Genomic DNA, 19,180 nt, shown 5'->3' on the forward strand with positions numbered 1-19,180 from the left:
CCGGCCCCGCTTCGGTGCTCGGCGCGGCCGGACTCAGTACCGCGCGAACACGCCGCGGAAGAGGAAGGCCGCGCCGTAGGCCGCGAGCGAGCACCCGATGGTGAGCAGGATGAACGTGAACGGCGGGAAGATGATCGCGAGGCTGACCGCGGTCGCCGGGATCACCACGAGCAGCATGGTGCGCAGGGGCTCGGCGCCGGGAAGGCGGAGGGCGTTGACGATCGTGCGGCCGATCGTGCCGCGGTAGCGGCCCACGAGCGCCATGCCGTACAGGAACGCGGCGAACAGGTACACGGCGCCGAGGAACGACAGGATCGCGGCCCCCGCCCCGATCGCGGAGCCGCTCGCGAACCAGAACAGGCCGCTGAACGCCAGCGCCGCGGCGGGCAGCAGCGTCGCGGCGGCCACCACGGTGGCGCGCAGCGCGTTCGGCAGCAGGGCGCGGAAGAAGTCGCGCAGCGGGCGGCCCTGCTCGTCGTCCGAGTAGCGCATCGTGACCTCGAACAGCGCGCTCGTCGCCATCCCGATCGTCACGACCGGCAGGCACAGCACGAGGTACGAGACGTTCAGCAGGACGAACGTCAGGAAGCCCGTGATCCCCCCGACGACGCGGCCGTCCGGATCCAGGTTCATGCGGCGTGCGTCGTGAGCGTCGGCGGGATCAGGCGCACGCCGGGCGGACGCGATCCCGCGAGCATGTCCGTGATCGCGTCGGCCGCGGCCGCGCCCATCGCGACCGCCGGGACCGCGATGCTGTCGGTGAGCGACGGAACAGAGCGCGCCACATTCTCGGGGCACAGTGCGACGACCGCGGGGGCGTCGGCCGCGTGCGCATCGTGCTCGGTCAGGCGCGCGACGAGGTGCGGCAGCGCCGCCTCGTTGTGGATGAAGAAGCCCGTGATCGACGGATCCTGCGCGCGGATGGCGTCGATCGCGGCGACCGCGCCGGCGCCGGCGGGACAGGGGTGCACCGTGCCCACCACGCCCGCGTCCTCGCACGCCGCGACGAAGCCGCGCGCGAGCCGGTCGGCGTACGACGTGTGCCGCGTCATGACCTCCTCGGGCGAGCCGATCAGGGCGATGCGGCGGTGGCCGAGCTGGGCGAGGCGGTCGACGGCCATCCACCCGGCGCCCTCGAAGTCGAAGTCGACGCACGGCACGTTGCGGCGTCCGGCGGGCAGGCCGATCATCACGGCCGGCACGTCGAGGCGGGCGAGCGCAGCGATGCGCGGGTCGTCCGACTCGATGTCCATCACCAGCAGCGCGTCGACCATCGACGCCTTCGCCGCACGCTCGAGTCCCTGCGCGTCGTCGCCCGCGAGCAGCAGGATGTCGTAGCCGCGCGTGCGCATCTGGGTCACGACGCCGGTGACGATCTCCATCACGACGTGCACGTCGACGCCGGGGCGCAGGGGCGCCTGCAGGCCGATCACGTGGGTCGAGCGCGACGCGAGGGAGCGCGCGCCCGCGTGGGGCCGGAAGCCGAGGGCGTCTATCGCGGCCTCGACCCGCGCGCGTGTGGCGGGCGAGATCGTCCGCTTGCCGCTCATGGCGTACGACACCGTCGAGATCGAAACGCCCGCCTTCTCGGCGACGTCGGCGATCGTGACCATCGTCATCCTTCCGCGCCCGATCCGGTGCGCCCGGCTCGTTGCATCATGCGCCCGTCGTCGTCGACGGAAGCTGCCCTGCCGCGATGTCAGATGAGGTTCTTGGACATCGCTCTCAACCTATTATAAGGTCTCGCTGTTGAAGCGCTTCGAAAGTTGACGATGGAGTCGAACACGTGATCACCGGCGCCCCCGATCCGGGGATGGCAGGCCTCGCCGCGGGCGAAGGGTTCGCGCGGCTGTGCGCGGATCGCGGAGTGCTGTTCGGCGGCGACTACAACCCCGAGCAGTGGCCGCGCGAGACCTGGCGCGAGGACGTCGCGCTGATGAGGCGCGCCGGCGTGACGTTCGTCACGGTCGGGGTGTTCAGCTGGTCGACGCTCGAGCCCGAGCCGGGCACGCGCGAATGGGCCTGGCTCGACGAGGTGCTCGACCTGCTGCACGAGCACGGCATCGCGGTGGATCTCGCCACGCCGACCGCGTCGCCGCCGCCCTGGCTCGGCATCCTGCACCCCGAGACGCTGCCGGTCGACCGCGACGGCGTGCGCCTGGCGGCCGGATCGCGCAACCAGTTCGCACCCTCCGCGCGCGCCTACCGCGACGCCGCGCTGCGCATCGCGACCGACCTGGCCGAGCGCTACGCCGCGCATCCCGCCGTGCGGATGTGGCACGTCGGCAACGAGTTCGGGCAGATCGACTACGGCGACGAGGCGGCGCGCGCGTTCCGCGGATGGCTGCGGGAGCGGTACGGATCCATCGCGGCGCTCAACGAGGCCTGGGACACGCGCGTGTGGTCGCAGGGGTATCGCGACTTCGACGACATCCTGCCGCCCCGGCGCGCGCCGTATCTGCTGAACCCCGCGCAGACGCTCGACTTCCATCGCTTCACGTCCGACGAGCTGCGGGCGTGCTTCCGCGAGCAGCGCGACGCGATCCGGCGATCCGGCGCGACGCAGCCGATCACCACCAACCTGATGGGCTTCTTCCCCCTCGTGGACGCCTGGTCGTGGGCGGAGGACCTCGACGTGATCGCCGACGACCAGTATCCGGATCCCGCGGCGCCCGACTCCCCGCAGCGGATCGCGCTGGTGCAGGACCTCGCGCGCTCGCTGGGCGACGGGCGTCCGTGGCTGCTCATGGAGCAGGCCGCGAGCGCGGTGTCGTGGCGCCCGCACAACCTTCCGAAGTCGCCCGGCCGGATGCGGCTCGATTCGCTGCAGGCCGTCGCGCGCGGGGCGGACGGCGTGTGCTTCTTCCAGTGGCGCCAGGCCCGGGCCGGCGCCGAGCGGTTCCACTCGGCGATGCTGCCGCACGCGGGCGCCGACACCGACGCCTTCCGCGGCGTCGAGCGGCTGGGGGCCGACCTCGCGCGGCTGCGGCCGGTCGTGGGCGGCCGCGTGGACGCCCGCGTCGCGATGCTGTTCGACTGGCAGGGCTGGTGGGCGGCGTCCGAGCCCGCGCGGCCGACCACCCGGCACGACACGATCGCGCAGCTGGAGCGCTGGCACGGCGCGCTGTGGCGACGGGGCGTCGCGACCGACATCGTGCGGCCGGGCGCCGACCTCAGCGGGTACGAGGTCGTGCTGGTGCCGCACAGCTACGTCATCGAGGACGACGCCGCCGACGAGCTGCGGCGCGCGGCCGCGGCGGGCGCGCGCATCGTGATCGGGCCGTTCAGCGGCGTCGCGGACGCGCACGGTGCGATCCTCACGGGCCGCTCGCCCGTCCCGCTGCGCGACCTGATCGGCGCGAGCGGGGAGGAGTGGGTCGGGCTGCCGGATGACGGCCTCGCGCTCGCCCTCCCGTCGGGCGAGCCGACGGGCCCGTCGACCGCGCGAGCCACGATCCTGGCCGAGCGGCTGCGGACGGACGGCGCCGAGGTGCTCGCGACGTTCGCCGAGGGCGACCTGGCCGGCCGTCCCGCCGTCACGCGGCATGGTGCCGTCTGGTACCTCGGCGCGGTCGTTTCCGAGGACGTGCTCGCGACGGTGCTCGACGAGGCGCTCGCGGGCGTGAGCGGCGCCGTGCCGCACGTGCCGGAGGGGCTGGAGGCGGTGCGGCGCGGGGGCGCGCTGTTCCTGCTGAACCACGGCGAGAGCGCGGTCGATGTGGACGTTCCCGAGGGGTCGGAGGACCTGCTGACGGGGCAGAGGACGAGCCGGCGCGCGAAGGTCGCGCCGGGCGAGGCGATGGTGCTGATCGAAAGGCGCAGGACGTGAAGTTCACCGATGGGTACTGGCTGACGAGGCCGGGGATCACGCCGCTGTACGCGGTCGACGTCGACGACATCCGCGTCGACGAGGCGGCGGGCACGATGACGGTCTACGCGCCGACGGCGCACATCCGGCATCGCGGCGACACCCTCAACCGCCCCATGCTGACGCTGACGTTCTCGGCTCCGCGTGAGGGCGTGATCCGGGTGCGCGTGCAGCGCCACGCCGGAGCCGTGCACCGCGGCCCCGACTTCGCGACCTTCGCCGAGGAGTCCTTCCGCCCGCAGGTCGCGGTCGACGAGGCGGCCGGCGTGCTGACGGCGGGAGACCTGCGCGTGCGCGTCGAGCGCGGCGGCTCGTGGCGGTTCGCGTTCGAGCAGCTCGACGCCGACGGCGGCAGCACCGTCCTGACGACGTCCCTGCCGCGCTCGGTCGGCCACATGACCGGATCGCCGGACGCGGATCGCTCGGGATCCGGCGGGGGCGGCCCCCGGACGTGGGTGCACCAGCAGCTCTCGATCGAGCCGGGCGAGCGGGTCTACGGCCTGGGCGAGCGGTTCGGCGCGTTCGTGAAGAACGGCCAGGTCGTGGAGTCGTGGAACGCGGACGGCGGCACGTCGAGCGAGCAGGCCTACAAGAGCGTGCCGTTCTATCTGACGAGCCGCGGCTACGGCGTGTTCGTCGACGATCCCTCGAACGTGTCGTTCGAGGTCGGCTCCGAGGTCAACTCGCGCGTGCAGTTCTCGACCGAGGGGGAGACGCTCGACTACTACGTGATCGCGGGCCCGACCCCGAAGGACGTGCTGCGGCGCTACACCGCGCTGACGGGGCGGCCGGCGCGCGTGCCGGCATGGTCGTTCGGACTGTGGCTCACGACGTCGTTCACCGCGAGCTACGACGAGGCGACCGTGAACGAGTTCGTCGACGGGATGGCGGAGCGCGACATCCCGCTCAGCGTGTTCCACTTCGACTGCTTCTGGATGCGCGAGTACCAGTGGACCGACTTCACGTGGGACGAGCGCGCGTTCCCGGACCCGGCGGGCCAGCTGTCGCGGCTGCACGAGCGCGGCCTGCACGTGTCGGCGTGGATCAACCCGTACATCGCCCAGCGCTCGGCGCTGTTCGCGGAGGCGGCGGAGAAGGGCTACCTGCTCCGGCGCACGGACGGCGGCGTCTGGCAGTGGGACATGTGGCAGGCGGGCATGGGCCTCGTCGACTTCACCAACCCCGAGGCGACCGAGTGGTACGTCGAGCACCTCGCCCGGCTGATGGACCAGGGCGTCGACACCTTCAAGACCGACTTCGGCGAGCGGATCCCGGCCGAGGGCGTCGCGTGGCACGACGGCTCGGATCCGGTGCGCATGCACAACTACTACCCGCGGCTGTACAACGCGGCCGTGTTCCGCGCGCTCGAGAAGCACCGCGGCGCGGGCGAGGCCGTGCTCTTCGCGCGTTCGGCGACGGCGGGGTGTCAGCAGTTCCCCGTGCACTGGGGCGGCGACTGCGACTCGACGTTCGCGTCCATGGCCGAGTCGCTGCGCGGCGGCCTGTCGCTCGCGCTGTCCGGCTTCGGGTACTGGAGCCACGACATCGGCGGCTTCGAGGGGACCCCCGACCCCGCCGTGTTCAAGCGCTGGCTCGCGTTCGGCCTGCTGTCGTCGCACTCGCGCCTGCACGGCTCCGACTCCGTGCGGGTGCCGTGGGCGTTCGACGAAGAGGCCGTCGACGTCGCGCGCCGGTTCACAAAGCTCAAGCTCACGCTCATGCCGTATCTCGCGGCGGTGGCCGAGCAGGCGCACGAGGGCACGCCCATGATGCGGCCCATGGTGCTGGAGTTCCCCGGCGACCGCAGCGGCTTCGACGCCGACGGGCAGTACATGCTCGGCGACGCGCTGCTCGTCGCGCCCGTGTTCACCGAGACGGGAGCGGTCGAGTACTACCTGCCCGAGGGCGACTGGACGTCCCTGCTCGACGGCTCGGTCGCGGCCGGGCGCCGCTGGCTCGCGGAGACGCACGGCTTCGACTCGGTGCCGCTGCGCGTGCGACCCGGCACGGTCCTGCCGATCGGCGCGCGCGACGACCGGCCCGACTACGACTGGGCCGACGGCGTCACGCTGACGTGCTTCGAGCTGGCCGACGGCCACGACGGCGTCACCACGGTGCCCGGCTTCGACGGGGCGGCGCCGACCACGTTCCGCGTGCGCCGCGAGGGCGCGGAGATCATCGCGTCGAGCGAGGACGCGCGGGCCGGATGGGCGCTGCGCGCGGGCGACCGGATCGCGCGTGCCGACGGCGCGGAGGAGATCCGGATCACGGTGGCGCAGGGCGCCCGGGAGCGCGCGGGGGAGCACGCATGAAGATCGTCGACTACCGCCGCACCGACCTGCCGCCCGCGGCACGCGCGCGCGACCTGCTCGGGCGCCTGACGCTCGACGAGCGCATCGCGATGCTGCACCAGGTGACGCCCGCCATCGAGCGGCTCGGGGTCGGGAGGTTCCAGACCGGGTGCGAGGCGCTGCACGGCGTCGCCTGGCTCGGCACCGCGACGGTGTTCCCGCAGCCCGTCGGCCTCGCCGCGACCTGGGACACCGAGGCGATCGAGGCCGTCGGCGCGGTCGCCTCGACCGAGGTGCGCGCCAAGCGCGCGGCGGATCCGGCCGTCAGCCTGAACGTGTGGGCGCCCGTCGTCAACACGCTGCGGCACCCGGCGTGGGGACGTAACGAGGAGGGGTACGCGGAGGATCCGCACCTCACGGGGCACTTCGGCGCCGCGTACTCGCGCGGGCTGCGCGGACGCGATCCGCGGGTGTGGCGCACCGTGCCGGCTCTCAAGCACTTCCTCGGCTACAGCAACGAGACGGATCGCTCCGTGACGTCGTCCGAGCTGTCCCCGCGCACGCTGCACGAGGAGGAGCTGCCGGCGTTCCGCCCCGCGATCGAGGAGGGCGTCGGCGGCGGACTGATGCTCGCGTACAACCGTGTCAACGGCGCCCCGGCGCACACGCAGCCCGAGCTCGTCGCCGAGGCGCGGTCCTGGAGCGACGAGTCGATCGCCGTGGTGTCGGATGCGCACGCCCCGACGCTTCTCGTGACGCTGCAGCGGGCGCAGCCCGACAGGGTCCGGGCGACGGCCGCGCTCATCCGCGCGGGGCTCGACTCGTTCACGGACGGCGACGCCGACTCGCAGCCGACGATCGACGCCGTGCGCGACGCGCTCGCGCAGGGGCTGCTCACCGAGGATGACGTCGACCGCGCGGTGCTGCGCCTGCTCGAGCTGCGCATCCGCACGGGAGAGTTCGACGGCACGGAGGATCCGTACGCCGCGATCGGCGCCGACGCGATCGACCGGCCGGAGTCCCGCGCGCTCGCGCGGGACGTGGTGGCCAAGTCGGTCGTCGTGCTGCGCAACGACGCGGGGATGCTGCCCTTCTCGCCGCCGCAGCGCATCGCGGTGATCGGGCCGCTCGCGGACGCCGTGCTGACCGACTGGTACGCCGGCACGCCGCCGTACGCGGTGGGCATCGCGGCGGGCCTCGCCGAGCGCTACGCCGGCGCGCGGGTGGACGTCGTCACGGGGGCCGACACGATCGCGCTGCGGGCGGGACGGTACGTGCGCTCCGACGCGGAAGGAACCGTCGTGGTCGCCGACGCGGAGGAGGCCGGTCCGGACGCGCTGTTCGACGTGACCGACTGGGGCGACGGCATCCTGACGCTGCGCTCGCACGCGAGCGGCCGGCTGCTGACCGGCGGCGCGTTCCCGATGCGCGCCGACGCCGAGCGCGTGGGCGGCTGGGTCGCGCAGGAGAGCTTCCGCCGCCTCGAGCACGAGGACGGCACGTGGTCACTGCTGCACCTCGGGTCGGGACGGTGGCTGCGCGCGCTGCGCGAGGTCGGCCTGCTCGTCGCCGACGCCGTCACGCCCGAGACCGCCGAGCGGTTCGCGGTGGAGGTCGTGCGGACGGGTGTCGATGCCGCGGCGGAGGCCGCGGCGGAGGCGGACGTCGTGATCGTCGCGGTCGGCAACGACCCGCATCTCGCGGGTCGCGAGACCGAGGACCGCCCGCACATCCGGCTCCCCGAGTCGGCCGCGGGCCTGTGGCGCGCGGTGCGCGCGGCGAACGACCGCAGCGTCCTCACGATCGTGTCGAGCTATCCCTACGTGCTGGGCGTCGACGCCGAGACCGTCGTGTGGTCGAGTCACGGCGGCCAGGAGCTCGGCCGCGGCATCGCGGATGTGCTCTCAGGCGACCGCGAGCCGTACGGGCGTCTCGCGCAGTCGTGGCCCGCGACGCCCGAGCAGGCGGGCGATCTGTTCGACTACGACACGCTGCGTCAGCGGGCGACCTATCGCCACCAGCCCGAGCCCTACGCGTTCGCGTTCGGACACGGGCTGACGTACACGACCGTCGCGTACGAGGACGTGACGCTGTCCGCCGAGCGCACGCCGGCGCCCGATCCGACGCATCGGCACCCGGCGCTCACGCCGCGCGCGGACGAGCGCGTCGTCGAGGCTTGGGTGCGCGTGCGGAACGCGGGATCGCGCGCCGCGGAGGAGCTCGTGCAGGTGTACGCGCTGCGCTCCGACCACGACGCGCCGCGTCGGCTGCTGCTCGCCTACGAGCGCGTGCGCCTGGAGCCGGGCGAGACCCGCGACGTCGCGCTGCCCTTCGCGGTCGAGCGCCTCGCGACGTGGGACCCGTCGGTGCGGCTGGACGGCTCGCCGCAGGACTGGCTGCACGAGGGCGTGCTGCGCGTGCGACCGGGCTCGTACCGGATCGCCGCCGGTCCCTCCTCCCAGGATCTCCCGGTCGAGACGACGCTGGACGTGCACGCATGACGACGGCGGAGTTCGCCCCCGTGGTGCCGGGCTTCCATCCCGACCCGAGCGTGTGCCGCGTGGGCGACGACTACTACCTCGCCCACTCGACGTTCGAGTACGTGCCGGGGGTGCCGATCCGGCACTCGCGCGACCTCGTCACGTGGACGCTCGTCGGCCACGTCCTGACGCGCGACGCGCAGTTCCCCGCGGCGCGGTCGCGCGCGAGCGGCGGCATCTACGCCCCGACGCTGCGGCACCACGACGGGCGGTTCTGGCTGATCGTCACCGACGTGGGCGACGGCGGCGGGCAGCGGCTGTTCCACGCGCCCGCCGCCGAGGGGCCGTGGTCGGACGCGATCGTCCTGCGCGGACTGGACGGCATCGATCCGGACCTCGCCTGGACCGAGGACGGGACGTGCCTCGTGTCGTACTGCAGCTGGGCGGACGGCGGATCGGCGATCTGGCAGGCCGCGATCGATCCGCTGGCGGGGCTCGTGCTCGACGAGCCGCGGGTCATCTGGCGCGGCTCGCCCGACATGGGTCACACCGAGGGGCCGCACCTGTACCGGCGCGGCGACTGGTGGTACCTCGTCACGGCCGAGGGCGGCACCGAGCGGGGCCACGGCATCTCGGCCGTGCGCTCGCGCGACCCGCGCGGCCCGTTCGAGGCGCCGCCGAGCAACCCGATCTACACGCACCGCAGCACCGAGCACCCGGTGCAGAACGTGGGGCACGCCGACCTCGTCGAGCGGGTGGACGGCAGCTGGGCCGCCGTCCACCTCGGCGTGCGCACGGCCGGCTACACGCCGAGCTTCCACGTGAACGGGCGCGAGACGTTCCTCGCCGAGGTCGACTGGCGGGACGACTGGCCCGTCATCCGGCCCTCCGACGCCGAGGTGCCACCCGTGACGGGCTTCGTCGACCGTTTCGACGCGCTCGGGCCGCGGTGGGTGTCGCCCGGCGCGTGGCCCGAGCGCTTCGCGCGCGCCGGCGCCGACGGCCTGGAGGTCGAGGCGGCCGAGGGCTCGGGCGTCTACGCGCGCGTCGAGGCCCTCTCCTGGGAGGCGCGCGTCGAGATCGAGACGCCCGACGCCGTCGCGCACGTCGAGGTGCGGCTGGACGACCGCCATCGCGTGGGCGTGCGGCGGGACGGCTCGCGCGCGACGGCGACCTGGACCGTCGGCGGCGTCGACGTCGTGCTCGGCGAGGCGGATGACCCGGACGGCATCGTCTGGATCGACTCGGTCCCCTCCGAGACGGCGGGCCCGGACGACCTCGTGCTGGCGGTCGGGGCGGATCGCCGAGCGCTCGGACGCATCGACGGCCGCTACCTCTCGACGGAGGTCGCGACGGGCTTCACGGGGCGCGTGCTCGGCATCCGGGTCGAGCGCGGCGCCGCGCGCGTGCGGGAGGTGCGCTTCGCGCCGCGCTGAGCCGGAAGGCCGCGGCCGGGGTCCGCTGTCCGCGGCCGATCGGTGGGCCGCGGCGCCGCGGTGCCCGTTGCCATCCGTCGGGGAATCGAGTGCGAGACTTCAGCCGTGAAGACGCAGGAGCACGCTGAATCGCTCGGAACAGAGCGTCGATCGGTCGTCGCCCGGATCGGATGGATGGCGTACGCGGTGGCGGGTGTTCTCGCCGTCATCGCGGCCGACCTTCTGCATCGCGCGCTGGCGTGGCGCGGTTCGCCCGAGGTCTGGCACGCGATCGAGCCCTGGGTGCCGACGATCATCCCCGCCCACGCGGACTACACCGTCGCGCCGTGGCCCGCGATGATCTGGCTCGCGCTGCTCTTCACCGTCGGATTCGCACTCGCGGCAGTCTCGGTGTTCGTTCTCCGCATCCGGCCGAGTCACCGCCGGTGGGTTCGCGCGCTCGTGCTGTGGGGCGGCGTCGTGATCGTCGGCGTGGGCGTCGCCGGCGTCGCTCAGCTGGGGGAGTGGCTGCTCTGGACGGAGAGCTTCGGTGGTGCGGGCGGATCTTTCCTGCGGACCTTCACGGTGCCCGCGCTGTGGGAGGCGGCGCGATGGGGCCTGCTCTGGGGCTGGATCCCCGCCGTCGTCGCCGTCGCACTGAGTGGGGTGCCGAGTCCGCGCCCGCGGGCTCGCGGCGTGCTCATCCTGTGCGTGGGACTGGTGGTCGCCGCTGCCGTCGCCGCGACATGTCTCGCGGCGGCGACGCGTGGGGCGGCGCAGTCTGCGAGCACCGAGGTGGCCCAGCCGGAGCCCACGGAGCCGTCCGCGCCGCCCGCTCCCACCGATCCGCCCTCGGAGGTCGCGTCGAGCGCCGCTCCGGACTTCCCGGGACGCTGCTCGGAAGACGACGTCGTGGTGTCGATCGCCGGCTCGGACGCCGCCACGGGGACGCGCTATCTCGCGTTCGAGGTGCGCAACGTCTCGTCCGCGGCGTGCGACGTGAACGGCCTCCCCGACCTTGCGTTCGCCTCTCCGGAGGGCAATGCGATCCGTCCGCTGATCGAGCCGCGGGAACACTCGTCGGTCGGTGAGTCGATCGGGCCGGACGCCGTGACCCTCGAGCCCGGCGGCAGCGCGCGGGCCGATCTCGTGTGGCGAGCGCCGACGGGAAGGTTCAGCGAGCTCACGGTGCTCATGGCGCAGTGGCCGGGCGCTCAGCGGACGACCGCGACCGAGATGCTCGACGTCGTCGACGGCGGTGAGATGACCCTGACGCCCTGGTACGTCGGGGAGTGAGCGGCCAACGGCTCCGCTCGACGACGCGCCGGCGCCCGTTCGCTCACCGAAGGCAGGCCCGGGCCCGCTCCAGCGCTGCGTCACTCGGTGAGGGAACCGCGCTCGGGGACGGGGACCAGAGCGAGACCTCCTTGGCGACCTCATCGACGGCGAACACCTCGGCGTCGCGCTCGAGCTCGCTCAGCGCCCAGAGCCCGACCTGCTCGTGGTCGGTGCCGAAGCTCATCATCACCACGACCGGGGCCTCGCCGGTCGCGACGTCGCCCGTACCGCCGTCGACCGCGACGATGCCCGCGGGGTCGAGAGGCGTCGATCGGGGCTTCTCCGCGATCAGGGCGGCGATGTCGGACGTCGGGTAGAGGCACGCCACGTCGGCGGCTTCCTCCTCTGTCTCGTGAGCCGCGACACAGCCGGAGAGCAGGGCGGCCGCGGTCAGGGCCATCGCGGCGACCGTGGTCGCGGGCATCGACCCGCGACGCGTCCTCGAGGTGCGGTGATCGATCATAAGCGCACCCTAGCGTCAGCCCGGAGCCTCCCTTCGGCCTCCTGTCCCCGGCATGGCGGCTCCGCTCGCGAACGGGTGGGGGAGGGTCGAGCGATTCGGCCGCGTCCGCTGTCCGCTGCCGCGCCTAGGCTCGTGGGGTGCCGTTCGAGCTGAGTCCCGCGGACCTGCCGCGGATCCTGCCCGTGTGGATGGTGCGCCACGGCGCGCACCTCGCCCAGCAGGGCGTGGCCCGCATCGTCGAGCGCTTCGACCTCGGCGGCACCACCTCGTACGAGGGCCGCGTCGGCCGGTGGACGATCTACGTCGACCTGAACGACCGCGAGGGCGTGAGCGTCGACTGCGACGAGTGCGGCAAGGACGGCTGCGTGCACGCGGCGGCCATCCTGCATCTCGTCGCGCACGGTGCGACCTCGGGCACGAACCTGCCGCGCGGATCGGGCCTCGTGGAGCCGTGGCGGCGTGCGCTTGAGCGCGCGCTCGACGACGGCGGCGACGCCGAGCCGACCGACGTGGCGCTCCTGGTCGGCGCGGACGGGGAGGGCGTGCAGATCCGCCCCGCGCTGCGCGGCGCGCGCGGCACGTGGGTGCGCACCGGCATCGGCTGGCGCGACCTCGACGGCAAGGGCATCACGGCCGAGCAGCGCCGCGCGCTCGGCGAGCTCGAGGCGCTGTACGAGGCGCGGGAGCACTTCCCCGGGTCGGCCGGATCGGGCGCTTCGGCGCGACCGGCGTACCGCAGTCGCTGGGGATCCTACGATCGCGCGCCGCAGTGGATCCGGCTCGACGAGCTGCCCAGCCGCGGCCTGTGGGACGTGCTCGTCGAGCTGCGGGACGCGGGTGTGCAGCTCGTCGCGGACACGAAGGCGCAGCCCGAGGTCGCCCTGCGCGCCGAACCGGCCGCGCACCACCTGACGCTCGAGCGGCGGGACGACGCCCTTCACGTCCAGCCCGTGATCGATCTGCGGACGCAGGGCGAGCGGATCCTGCCCGTCGGCGCGCCCGTCGCGGCGATGGCGCTCGCCGGCGACGAGGGCGTGCGCGAGCTCGTGCCGCTGCGCGAGCCCCTGGCGGAGGCCTTCACGCGGCTGATGCAGGGCGAGCCGTTCACGATCCCGGATGAGGCGCTCGCCGACTTCGAGCGCGACTACCTGCCGAAGCTGCGCCGCATCGCGCCGCTGCGGTCGGTCGCGTACGACATCCCCGCGCCGCCCCGGCCCACGCTCGTCCTGACGCTCGCGCAGGCCGATCAGCGCGCGACGCTCGCCTGGCGCTGGGAGTACCCGGACGCCGGCGCCATCCGGATCCCCGCCGAGGAGCGCGCGATCGGCGACGCGGCCGAGGCGGCGGCGGGGGAGCGGCGTGACCTGCTCGGCGCCCGGCAGGGCACGGGCTTCGGCGCCGCGATGCTGACGAGGGACGAGACGGTCGAGTTCCGCACGGCGGTGCTGCCGGTGCTGCGCGGCATCGACGGGCTGCGGATCGACGAGACCGACGCGCTTCCCGAGTACCGCTTCGCGGCCGATCCGCCCGTCGTGCACGTCTCCACGGCGCCGCACGGCAACGACTGGTTCGACCTCGAGGTGAGCGTCGAGGTGGGCGGCGAGGCGGTGCCGTTCGGCATGCTGCTGACCGCGCTCGTGGCGCGCGACCGCTACGTGGTGCTGCCCAGCGGCACGGTGTTCACGCTCAGCCAGACGCAGTTCGATCCGCTGCGGGAGCTGCTGGACGAGGCCCGCGCACTGCAGGATCGCCCGACCGGCCCGCTGCGGATCAGCCGCTGGCAGACCGATCTGTGGGAGGAGATCGTCGGCGTCGGCCTCGTGCAGGCGCAGACGAACGAGTGGCTCGAGAAGCTGCGCGGGCTGTCGGATGCCGATCGGCTCGCGCCGGTCGAGGTGCCGGACGGCTTCCGCGCGACGCTGCGCGACTACCAGCGCGCGGGCCTGTCGTGGCTGGACTTCCTGATCCGGCACCGGCTGGGCGGCATCCTCGCCGACGACATGGGCCTCGGGAAGACCGTGCAGGTGCTGGCGGCGCTCGAGCGCGCGCGGCAGGAGGCGCCCGAGGACAGATACCTCGTCGTCGCCCCGACGAGCGTGGTGTCGAACTGGGTGTCGGAGGCCGCCCGCTTCGCGCCGGCGCTGACCACGGCGGCGATCGACGAGACGAGCGGCAAGCGCGGCACCACGCTGGCCGAGGCCGTCGGCGACGCGCGGCTCGTCGTGACGAGCTACGCGCTGTTCCGCCTCGACTTCGACGAGTACCAGGCGCTGGGGTTCCGCGTGCTGGTGCTCGACGAGGCGCAGCAGATCAAGAACCACCGCGCGCAGACGCATCGGTGCGCGCGTGTGCTGGACGTGCCGAGCAAGTTCGCCATCACCGGCACGCCGCTCGAGAACAACCTGCTCGAGCTGTGGGCGCTCGTCTCGCTCGTGGCGCCCGGGCTGCTCGGCGGCGAGCGGTCGTTCACCGAGCAGTACCGCAAGCCGATCGAGCGCGAGCGCAACGGCGAGCGGCTGCACCGGCTGCGCCGGCGCCTGCGGCCGTTCATGCTGCGCCGAACCAAGGAGGAGGTCGCGTCCGACCTTCCGGAGAAGACCGAGCAGCTGCTCGAGATCGAGTTGCACCCCGCGCATCAGCGCGCCTACGCCATGCGGCTGCAGCGCGAGCGGCAGAAGGTGCTCGGCCTGCTGGACGACGTCGACACGAACCGGATGGAGATCCTGCGCTCGCTCACGACGCTGCGCCTGCTGGCGCTCGACCCCGAGCTGGTCGGCGACGGCACCGCGCCGTCGGCCAAGCTCGAGAAGCTCGGCGAGCTGCTCGACGAGATCGTGGCCGACGGCCACAGCGTGCTGGTGTTCAGCCAGTTCACCCAGTTCCTCGGCCGCGCGGCCGCCGTCGCCGACAGGCGCGGGCTCTCCTACGCCTATCTGGACGGATCCGTCTCCATGGGCGCGCGGAAGCGGATGATCGAGCGCTTCACGTCGGGCGACGTGCCGGTGTTCTTCATCTCGCTCAAGGCGGGCGGCTTCGGTCTCAATCTCACGCAGGCCGACTACTGCATCCTGCTGGATCCGTGGTGGAACCCCGCGGCCGAGGCGCAGGCGACCGACCGCGCGCACCGGATCGGGCAGACGCGCCCGGTCGTCGTGTACCGCCTCATCTCGAAGGGCACGATTGAGGCGAAGGTCGTCGCGATGCAGGAGAAGAAGTCGCGCCTGTTCCGGGACGTGCTGGCGGGCGATGATCCGGCGGCGATCGGATCGCTCGACGCGAGCGATTTCCGGGGCTTGATCGCCTGAATGACGGATGGCGTGCTTTCGGTATTCCGGTCTCCGGGATACGTGTGCCGCATCTTCATCAGTTCGTCGCCTGAGCGACAGCGCGAGCCGCCCGGGAAGGCGCAGAATGGACGGCGGACAAAGACCAGGGGACCGACAGAAGGACCGGACGTGGGAGCAGATCCCCGCAGCGAGATGAACGTGCCGCAGTCGACGCGGCGCGGCATGCGGCGTGGCCGCGGCCGGCAGACGCGCACGTTCCGCTCGACGACGAATGCGCTCGAGGGACTGTCGCTCGCCGGGGCGCGCGTCGCCGTGCACGTGGCGGACCTGGACCGAGGCGAGGTCGTGCTCGCCGGCGACGACCACCTGCCGCTGCCGATCGGGGGCCTCGGCGTCGTGCCCCTGCTCGTGGAGACCGCGGCGCGCATCGAGGACGGCTCGCTCGACCCTCACACGCTCGCCGATCGTTCGGAGGCCGAGGCGCCCGCCCCGACCGGCCTGTGGCGCGCGATGGCCGCGCCGACCCTGCCGATCGTCGATCTCGCCGTGCTCGCCGCCGCGGCCGGGGACGCCGCCGCCACGAACGCCCTGCTCGACCAGGTCGGGCACGAGAGCGTGACCCGGCGGATCGTCGAGCTCGGGATGCCGCGCTCGGCGCTGCTGGACGGGTTCCGCTCCGAGCGCGGCCCGGACGACGCGCCCTACATCGCCCTCGGCACCGCGCGGGAGTTCGCGGCGCTGTTCGCGTCCCTCGCGGGCGGCACCGCGGTCTCGCCCGCCGTGAGCGAGCGCGTCGTCGGCTGGCTCAGCCCCGTGACGGACGTGGGCCTCGTCGGCGCCGCGGTCGGCGGCGATCCGTTCTCGCACGAGCCGGACGGGCACGGGCTCGTGCACTTCGCCAAGACCGGGCGCGAGCGCGGCGTCCGCGCGGATGCCGGTGTGCTCGCGGGGCGGCGCGGCGCGTTCGCCTACGCGCTGATCGTCGCGTTCGACGACCTCTCGCTGATGCACCGGCACCGCGTGCACAGCGCCTTTCACGCGCTCGGCGGTGACCTGCTCGAGTACGCCACCTGACCGATCCGGCCACGTGGACGGCGCGCTCGACCTCGCCTACCCGTTCGCGGGGCGGTGGCTGGTGCAGAACAGTCCGGCCGACCGGGTGCCGAGCCACGGCACGACGCTGTTGGCCACGTCGTACGCGATCGACTTCGTCCCGGTCGAGGCAGGCGCGCGCACCGCGCCGATCAGGCCGTCCTCCCTCGTGAGGCCCGAGGCGCCCGAGCGGTTCCCGGGCTTCGGGCGTCCGATCCTGTCGCCCGTCGACGGCGTGGTGATCGCCGCGCGCGACGCCGAGCCCGATCATCCGGCGTTCCGCGGCATCCCGTCGATCGCCTACGCCCTGACTCAGCGCCGTCGGATCGCGGCGGGATGGGTCGCGCTCGCCGGCAACCACGTGCTGATCGAGCGCGACGGGATCGTCGTCGCCCTGTGCCACCTGCGGCAGGGCGGTGTCGACGTGCGCGTCGGGCAGCGGGTCGTTCCGGGCGATGCGATCGGGCGGTGCGGGAACTCGGGCAACAGCACCGAGCCGCATCTGCACCTGCAGGCGATGGACTCCCGGGAGCCGGAGGGCGCGCGGGCCGTGCCGATCACGTTCGGCGATGCGCTGCCTCGCGGTGGGGATGTCGTCGAGGTGTGAGGCACCGTCACGGTGCGGCCTGCGAGGTGTCGGTGCTGCCGGCCGCGCGGGTCATTCGTCCACACGTCGAGTAACGGTGCGCCTATCCACAGATCTCCGGTTTTAGCCGCTGGCCTGGGATTTCGGGCTTGGAATGTCGGTGGTTGGTGGTTGGCTCGAGGCATGGACCTCCTCACCGAACTCGAGCATCGGATCGACGCCGTCACGGCGTTCGTCTTCGCTGCCGTGCGAGACGTGAGCGGGTTCGCGGATGACGATGTCGTGCGGTTCCTCGCGCTCGCGGCGCAGCTCACGCAGGCCGGCGAGCGGATGAGCGCGATCGGCGCCGGCGTGGTCGCGTCGCGGTCCGATCGAGCGTCGGGTCATGGCGGCCTGGCGCAGTCGCGCGGGCACCGCAACGCGGCCTCGCTGGTGCAGGAGCTGTCGGGCTCATCGCGTGCCGACGCGGCGAAGCGCGTGCGACTGGGGGAGGCGCTGCTCGAGGCGGGGACGTCTCCGCGGGTGGCGGGGGAACCCAGCGCCCAAGAGGCCGTGATCGCGGCGCCGTGGCATTCCGTGGTCGATGCGGCACTGATGGACGGACGGATCACCACCGCGCAGGCGGATGCCATCCTGCGGGGGCTCGATGCGCCCCCGGTCGAGCCCGGCGAGGAGGCAGCGACCCCAGATGCGGTCGAGGCGTGGCGGCTCGCGTCGGAGCAGCTGCTGGACGAGGTGGCGGTGCGGACCGTGGAGGATCTCGCGGCCGCGGCCCGGCAGATCCGCGACCGCCTCGACCCGACGGGCGCCGAAGCACGCTATCTCGCGCGGCACGACGCCAGGTCGTTCCGGATGTGGACGGACGAGCAGGGCGTGCGGCATGCCCGCATCCGCTTCGACGACCACGGCGCCGCGTGGGTGAAGGCGATGATCGACGCCGCCCTGCGCCCACGTCGAGGTGGGCCGCGGTTCGTCGACCCGGACGAGGCCGCCGCCGCGCAGCATCTGATCGACGACCCTCGCACGAACGAGCAGCTGGCCTACGACCTCGTGCTCGACGTGCTGACGGCCGGCGCGACCACGGAGGCAGAGAAGGTGTTCGGGGCCCGCCGGCCCGGCGTCCGAATCGTCGTGGTCAAGGACGATCCGGTGGGTCACCTCGAGGACGGCGGCGACGCCGTGCCGACGATCGCGGTGGAGCAGGCGATCTGCGGCAGCGGCGCCGTCGAGGTCGTCGTCGACGCCTGCGGCAACCCGCTCGACGTCGGACGCGACCAGAGGCTCTTCACCCCGAAGCAGCGCCTCGCGCTCGCGGTCCGCGACGGCGGGTGCGTCTGGCCCGGATGCACGATGCCCGCCTCGTACTGCGAGGCGCATCACATCGACGAGTGGAAGGCCCACGGCGGCCGCACCGACATCGACCGTGGTGTGCTGCTGTGCCGCTACCACCACATGAACCTGCACCACCGGGGTCACCGCATCCGGCGCGAGGGCAAGGGCCCGCTGACGCTGCACCCGCCCGACGGGCCGCCGCACGATCTGCGGTCCAAGTCGCCGCTGCGCTGGCGCTGGGACCCGCCCGGTCGAGCCGTGGCGCCAGCGCGAATGGGAGCCGTCGGCCCGCCGGGAGCGGGGCTCTCGACCGATGCCCGATGCGGCAACGGTGCCGGGCGGCTCTGAAGTCAGGCCGCGGGTCCGGCGGCGAGAGGCCGCCCCGTTCCGGCCCGGGTCAGGCGTGGCCGAGGCCGGCGTCCGCCGGGCCGTACAGGTCGTCGAGCAGGGTGAGGCCGCGCTCGGCCCACGCGATCTCCGAGCGGGCGCGGTCGACGAGGCCCTCGTAGCCCAGGCGCTTGAAGGCGACCGTGCGGTCGTGGTCGCGCTCGTCCGTCACCGCGAGGCGCCGCTGCAGCATCGGGTTCGCGCGCGCGTCGATGCGGTCGAGCTCCGCCTCCCACTGCTCGAGCTCGCCTCGCCAGTGACGCACGTGGTCCTCGAAGAACGCGCGCGCCGCGGGCGGCGACGCGGCCTCCAGGTACGCGGCCTTCAGGCTCGCGGGCTCCCGCACGCGCGTGTACGCAAGCGGCTCCTCCATCCAGCCGACGTACGCCCGCTCGCCGTCCTCGGTCAGGTGGTAGACGCGGCGGGTGCCGCGCTCGCCGCGGGGCTGGTCCTCGCCGACGACGAGCCCCTCGCCCTCCATCTTGCGCAGCTCGGGGTAGATCTGGCTGTCCGGCGCATGCCAGAGGTGACCGACGGACACCTGGAACTGCTTCTGCAGGTCGTAGCCCGACAGCGGCCCGACGCGCAGCAGGGCCATGAGCGCGTAGCGGAGGCTCACCTCTGCTCACTCCGTTGGCTCA

At 73.4% G+C, this 19,180-nt stretch carries 13 protein-coding genes; 9 read left to right on the top strand and 4 right to left on the bottom strand.

Annotated features, from left to right (window positions below; translation table 11 throughout):
• Positions 1-33: 33 nt before the first annotated feature.
• Positions 34-633, bottom strand: a complete 600-nt coding sequence (locus BJP60_RS00120; protein ID WP_203136774.1) for a DUF624 domain-containing protein — start codon at positions 631-633, stop codon at positions 34-36.
• Positions 630-1,613 (bottom strand): LacI family DNA-binding transcriptional regulator, encoded by a 984-nt coding sequence (locus tag BJP60_RS00125; RefSeq protein ID WP_203136776.1) that lies wholly within the window; start codon positions 1,611-1,613, stop codon positions 630-632. The genes BJP60_RS00120 and BJP60_RS00125 overlap by 4 nt, the downstream gene beginning before the upstream one ends.
• A 173-nt stretch (positions 1,614-1,786) precedes the next feature.
• Between BJP60_RS00125 and BJP60_RS00130 the strand changes: the two genes are divergently transcribed.
• From BJP60_RS00130 to BJP60_RS00150, 5 genes are all read left to right on the top strand, one after another.
• On the top strand, positions 1,787-3,829 hold the full coding sequence (locus BJP60_RS00130; protein ID WP_442923386.1) for a beta-galactosidase: 2,043 nt from the start codon (positions 1,787-1,789) through the stop codon (positions 3,827-3,829).
• Positions 3,826-6,180: an alpha-xylosidase gene (gene yicI / locus BJP60_RS00135; RefSeq protein ID WP_203136782.1), complete on the top strand. Its 2,355-nt coding sequence runs from the start codon at positions 3,826-3,828 to the stop codon at positions 6,178-6,180. The genes BJP60_RS00130 and yicI overlap by 4 nt, the downstream gene beginning before the upstream one ends.
• Positions 6,177-8,660 carry a glycoside hydrolase family 3 C-terminal domain-containing protein gene (locus BJP60_RS00140; protein ID WP_203136783.1) on the top strand — a complete coding sequence of 828 codons (2,484 nt, stop codon included), beginning with the start codon at positions 6,177-6,179 and terminating at the stop codon, positions 8,658-8,660. Before yicI ends, BJP60_RS00140 begins: the two co-directional genes overlap by 4 nt.
• On the top strand, positions 8,657-10,075 hold the full coding sequence (locus BJP60_RS00145; RefSeq protein ID WP_203136784.1) for a glycoside hydrolase family 43 protein: 1,419 nt from the start codon (positions 8,657-8,659) through the stop codon (positions 10,073-10,075). Before BJP60_RS00140 ends, BJP60_RS00145 begins: the two co-directional genes overlap by 4 nt.
• Positions 10,076-10,180: 105 nt before the next feature.
• Positions 10,181-11,350, top strand: a complete 1,170-nt coding sequence (locus BJP60_RS00150; RefSeq protein ID WP_203136785.1) for a DUF4232 domain-containing protein — start codon at positions 10,181-10,183, stop codon at positions 11,348-11,350.
• A gap of 43 nt (positions 11,351-11,393) precedes the next feature.
• Here the strand turns inward: BJP60_RS00150 and BJP60_RS00155 are convergent, their stop codons facing one another.
• The gene (locus BJP60_RS00155; RefSeq protein ID WP_203136787.1) at positions 11,394-11,855 is read right to left on the bottom strand and encodes a hypothetical protein; all 462 of its coding nucleotides are present in this window, start codon (positions 11,853-11,855) and stop codon (positions 11,394-11,396) included.
• Between the two features lie 137 nt (positions 11,856-11,992).
• Between BJP60_RS00155 and BJP60_RS00160 the strand changes: the two genes are divergently transcribed.
• The 4 genes from BJP60_RS00160 to BJP60_RS00175 all read left to right on the top strand — a co-directional run bounded on the left by BJP60_RS00160 (position 11,993) and on the right by BJP60_RS00175 (position 18,500).
• Positions 11,993-15,160 (top strand): DEAD/DEAH box helicase, encoded by a 3,168-nt coding sequence (locus BJP60_RS00160; protein WP_203136788.1) that lies wholly within the window; start codon positions 11,993-11,995, stop codon positions 15,158-15,160.
• A 150-nt stretch (positions 15,161-15,310) separates the two neighbouring features.
• Complete coding sequence (locus BJP60_RS00165) at positions 15,311-16,216, top strand: serine hydrolase (protein ID WP_238439470.1); 906 nt, start codon at positions 15,311-15,313, stop codon at positions 16,214-16,216.
• Between the two features lie 13 nt (positions 16,217-16,229).
• On the top strand, positions 16,230-16,841 hold the full coding sequence (locus tag BJP60_RS00170; protein ID WP_203136789.1) for a M23 family metallopeptidase: 612 nt from the start codon (positions 16,230-16,232) through the stop codon (positions 16,839-16,841).
• A gap of 162 nt (positions 16,842-17,003) precedes the next feature.
• Positions 17,004-18,500, top strand: a complete 1,497-nt coding sequence (locus BJP60_RS00175) for an HNH endonuclease signature motif containing protein (RefSeq protein ID WP_203136790.1) — start codon at positions 17,004-17,006, stop codon at positions 18,498-18,500.
• Between the two features lie 49 nt (positions 18,501-18,549).
• On the opposite strand, the gene BJP60_RS00180 is transcribed toward BJP60_RS00175, so the two are convergent.
• Positions 18,550-19,158, bottom strand: a complete 609-nt coding sequence (locus BJP60_RS00180; protein ID WP_203136791.1) for a PadR family transcriptional regulator — start codon at positions 19,156-19,158, stop codon at positions 18,550-18,552.
• Positions 19,159-19,180: the final 22 nt, after the last annotated feature.

The organism is Microbacterium sp. JZ31 (assembly GCF_016805985.1).
GTDB lineage: Bacteria > Actinomycetota > Actinomycetes > Actinomycetales > Microbacteriaceae > Microbacterium.

What these genes read in the sequence shown, in the direction of transcription:
- BJP60_RS00125 (WP_203136776.1), bottom strand. Translation starts at nt 1,613, where the DNA reads ATGGTCACGATCGCCGACGTCGCCGAGAAGGCGGGCGTTTCGATCTCG.
- BJP60_RS00120 (WP_203136774.1), bottom strand. Translation starts at nt 633, where the DNA reads ATGAACCTGGATCCGGACGGCCGCGTCGTCGGGGGGATCACGGGCTTC.
- BJP60_RS00155 (WP_203136787.1), bottom strand. Translation starts at nt 11,855, where the DNA reads ATGATCGATCACCGCACCTCGAGGACGCGTCGCGGGTCGATGCCCGCG.
- BJP60_RS00145 (WP_203136784.1), top strand. Translation starts at nt 8,657, where the DNA reads ATGACGACGGCGGAGTTCGCCCCCGTGGTGCCGGGCTTCCATCCCGAC.
- BJP60_RS00140 (WP_203136783.1), top strand. Translation starts at nt 6,177, where the DNA reads ATGAAGATCGTCGACTACCGCCGCACCGACCTGCCGCCCGCGGCACGC.
- BJP60_RS00175 (WP_203136790.1), top strand. Translation starts at nt 17,004, where the DNA reads ATGGACCTCCTCACCGAACTCGAGCATCGGATCGACGCCGTCACGGCG.